At 39.5% G+C, this 3,765-nt stretch carries 4 protein-coding genes, 1 tRNA gene and 1 other RNA gene; 2 read left to right on the top strand and 4 right to left on the bottom strand.

Annotation, left to right across the window (positions count from 1 at the left end; translation table 11 throughout):
* Both GXZ13_04805 and GXZ13_04810 read right to left on the bottom strand, forming a co-directional pair.
* Positions 1-159, bottom strand: a 159-nt coding sequence (locus tag GXZ13_04805; protein ID NLX75142.1) for a tRNA-specific adenosine deaminase, incomplete at its 3' end; no start/stop codon positions are given.
* A gap of 172 nt (positions 160-331) precedes the next feature.
* Positions 332-1,480 carry an S-layer homology domain-containing protein gene (locus GXZ13_04810; protein NLX75143.1) on the bottom strand — a complete coding sequence of 383 codons (1,149 nt, stop codon included), beginning with the start codon at positions 1,478-1,480 and terminating at the stop codon, positions 332-334.
* A gap of 564 nt (positions 1,481-2,044) precedes the next feature.
* On the opposite strand from GXZ13_04810, the gene GXZ13_04815 reads away from it, so the two are divergent.
* Positions 2,045-2,121: transfer RNA gene (locus tag GXZ13_04815), tRNA-Arg, on the top strand.
* Between the two features lie 151 nt (positions 2,122-2,272).
* Positions 2,273-2,370, top strand: an RNA gene (ffs, locus tag GXZ13_04820) — signal recognition particle sRNA small type.
* An 89-nt stretch (positions 2,371-2,459) separates the two neighbouring features.
* Here the strand turns inward: ffs and GXZ13_04825 are convergent.
* Both GXZ13_04825 and GXZ13_04830 read right to left on the bottom strand, forming a co-directional pair.
* On the bottom strand, positions 2,460-3,221 hold the full coding sequence (locus tag GXZ13_04825) for a hypothetical protein (protein ID NLX75144.1): 762 nt from the start codon (positions 3,219-3,221) through the stop codon (positions 2,460-2,462).
* Between the two features lie 277 nt (positions 3,222-3,498).
* Positions 3,499-3,765: S-layer homology domain-containing protein (locus GXZ13_04830; protein ID NLX75145.1), on the bottom strand; the 267-nt coding region annotated here is incomplete at its 5' end.

Below are 3,765 nucleotides of genomic sequence, written 5' to 3' on the forward strand. Positions count from 1 at the left end.
AGCAAAGGGAGAGTTATCTATTAGGCGTCTGTTAAAACCCCGCCCTATTATTTCTCCTTCGCGAACTACGACCGCACCCACGGGAATCTCTCCCATAGAGGCGGCCTCCTGTGCCAAGGAATAAGCTTCTTTCATAAATTTTAAATCTATACTATCCATAAAAACAGCTCCATTACAAAACCATTCACACGTAAAAACTTAATACGTTTTATTATAGCCAATATTACATGAAAAACATATCGCATAACAGACTATTTCTCTGTTTTTAAGTGTAGAAAATAAAAAAAGGGGGGCCAAATGGCCCCCCTTGTATTTGTTGATTTATGACAAATTAGAATTTAACTGTTGTACGGAAGAGAATGACATTATCTTTTCCTTCAAGAACATCGCCTGTTCCGTAGGAAGTGCCGCCCTTGCCGTAGTCAACGCTGTCATATGCAAGCATGAATGCGATTGCGGGTGTGTACTGATATGTGATACCTGCGCCCCACTCTGTAGCTGTGTCCTGACCTGCTGTATCCCAGTCAGCACGTGTGTAGCGTAGGAATGAACCAAACTTCTTGTTCCATTTCTGCTCAGCTTTGACAAACAAGTATTTTGTTGTCTGATCATTGTGAGGTCTGACGTTGAGCACTCCTGCCTGCAAATATGTGCCGAGAGTATATTTAGCCTCCCAATCCTGATCGTTGTTTCCGCCGAACCAGTTGTCTTCCTGTGCGTACTCTACCCACAGTGATGTGAATTTGAGTGCGTCCTGTTTGACGTCAAGAATGGCTTTCCATGATTTTGCATCGTCGCCATTTGCGATTGCATTCCAACCGGAGAAGTTCTGCCAATAGTAAACTCCTTTAAGTTCAACTGCAGGTGTGAATTTATAGCCTGCTGCCGCACCGTATGTGTTTATGCGAATGTCATCAGTTGAAGCACCGTCGCCATGCTGCCAGTATCCCATACCTAAGGCCCAGAACTTATCTGTGGGTGCCCAATCAAACTTTGCTGCATAAAGCATTTGTTCGAAAGCGTTGGCGGAAGCCATGGCATCGTTTCTGCGCTCACCGTTTGAGTTGCGGCCTACAACTGCTGTACCTCTGAAAGAACCCCATTTTTTGCTGAGTTCAAATCCGTCTGTACGCCAGCCACCGAATGCGGCATCTTCATCATCGTAGAGACCGTGGTCGTCTTCCCAGTCAAACTGGAAACGTCCGAAACGGAAATCTACATCGTAGGGGAGTTTCGTGCCGACGAACACCTTGTTCCATGATGCTTCTGTTACCTCACCACGTCCGTAAGCTCCTTTTTTCTGACCTGAAACCCATGCGCCTGCACGGTACTGAGTTTCAAAGTATGTCTTCTCGTCAATCTGTTTTGTCAAGAAAAGACGGAAGCGCTCTTTTGAGAATTCATTTTTTGTGTCTCCGGTTGTCCAATCGTTATCTTTGCCGTTATCGCCTGTGCCAAACTTGGCGTCAAATCTATACAAGATATTTTTATGTCTTGTATAAAATTTACAAACTTCCGAGCCTACACTACTTACTTACCAAACTTAACGTACTTCATGTACTTCAAAAATATTTTCAATAATCCCTTCCCTTCTAAAAAAATAAAATTGAAATGGCTCAACATAAAATATATAATTCTATAATCAAGTTAGCCATTGCTTACTTCAGAATGCAATTTTACTCAATTTTTATTTTATGCATATAGGACAAAAGTCTCATTATGTGAAATAAATCTCTAAGTTCTGTTTTTTAATTACCTCTAGAATTGATGACATATCGTCAAGAAAGAAAAAGTATTTGTACTACTACAAGCATTTTTATGGCGACACATTACTTCTTTAGTTAAAATTATAAAAAAAATTAAAATATAAAAACATATTCTATAAACTTTTAATTTCTCTTTGTAAAATTAATGTCATATAGTCATAGGTATACATATTTGATATTAAAAATAAATTTCCGTCTAATAAAAGGCAGAATTAGATTTTTAAAAATGACACTTCTATCACTGATATGCTATACTTTCTTCCGATACTTCAATCTGTGTGCCTGTAGCTCAGCTGGATAGAGTGCCACCCTCCGGAGGTGGAGGTCTGGGGTTCGAATCCCCACAGGCACGCCAAAACAGTTGAAGTAGTTGGTTTTGATGCAGCCTATTGGAAATAAAAGCTTTTCTTGATGGGAAGATTTAGAAGTTGTCATAATTTGACAGTTAAAAGCTGGTTATTTTTCAAAAAATCCACTATACTGTATATAGAATAGTTTTATTCGGGAGTTCAGTCCTATGCGGCGAAAGCTCGTGAAATCTGTCAGGTTCGGAAGAAAGCAGCAGTAAGTGATGTTTTTTGGGTGCTGTAGGAGCCTGGACTCCCGAATAAAGTTATTTGATTTTTAAAAATATTGAAAACAAAAAAGCGAAGCCTTACGGCTTCGCTTTTTATGTTATTTACAGTGTTATAACTACTTCTTCATCATCAACTCATCTAGACGAGTTTGAATCGTGCCTATTTCAGAGTTGACAGTCTGCAGCTGTGAATCAAGCTCTTTTTTATCTTTTTTCAATTTTTCTAGTCTTTTCAAAAGACGGTCTGTTTCCATCTTGTCCGCTGTTTTACCGGCAAAGAGCTTCTTGGGATCGTCATCTGCGACATTCCACATGAAAGCTGTCTCTCTACTCTCAACTACAGGGCTTATTGAAGGAGGCAGCTCAAAAGTTACATACTTTTCACCCTTAAGCAAATCTTTTCCCGTCTTTGCATCCGTTCTTGGGAAGAAAATTAATCCCTCTCTCTCCCCGAGAAGTTTAAAATTAAGGCGCTTGTCGTAATCTATAGGTTTATATGTGTTTTTGCCTATTCTAAGCTTCGCAAATATGTCCAGAGGTGAAAGATACATTGCCGGACCGTTATTGTCTATATGCAACAGAATAGGTATCGTCTCATCGAGCCTTAGAGCTTTTACAAAGTTATATTTATATTCTTCAAGCTCATTCTCTGTCCAGAGATTCTTTTTCGCTTCGTTTTGAACGAAAGCTTCAATGTACTCTGCGGAATAGTAAGTTGCAGTTATGGTTAAATTTGAAACCTTGTCTTCCCTTTCCACATAGCGTTTACTCTGCGACCAGCGCGCTAGAACTGAATCAAATGACTGGGCGGTTGTTACTGTTGCAATAGAAAAGACAAGTATCATGATAAGCGACAATAGGAGAAGAACTCTTTTCATATATTACAGACTCCCTTCAATTTGTACGAGATTTCCCATACTTCAAGAAATATTATATATCAGATTACTAATTAAGACTAAGTAAGTTTACATATATATTGTACCATTGGCAAGGCAAAAAGCGGCAACTACTTCTTGTATTTTAATAAATAATGTAAAGAAAAAAATATAAAAATAAAGACGGACGTAAATAGAGTCACAAATATTCTGAAATAAAAATATAAAAAAACGGAGCCCAGATGGGCTCCGTTTGTGTAACTAAATAAGTTTCGTCAGATTAGAATCTAACTGTTGTACGGAAGATGATGAGGTTGTCTTTTCCTTCGAGAGGAGCATCTTTTCTTCCGAAGGATGTTCCACCCTTACCGTAGTCAACGCTGTCATATGCGAGCATGAATGCGATTGCGGGTGAGTACTGATATGTGATACCTGCGCCCCACTCTGTTGCTGTATCCTGACCTGCTGTATCCCAGTCTGCGCGTGTGTAGCGAAGGAATGTACCGAATTTCTTGGTCCATTTCTGTTTTGCCTGTACGTGCCAGTA

The sequence above is a fragment of the Synergistaceae bacterium genome, assembly GCA_012728235.1.
Taxonomy (GTDB): domain Bacteria; phylum Synergistota; class Synergistia; order Synergistales; family Synergistaceae; genus JAAYFL01.

Bases quoted from the DNA above. Each gene is read 5' to 3' on its own strand.
- GXZ13_04825 (NLX75144.1), bottom strand. From the start codon at position 3,221: ATGAAAAGAGTTCTTCTCCTATTGTCGCTTATCATGATACTTGTCTTT.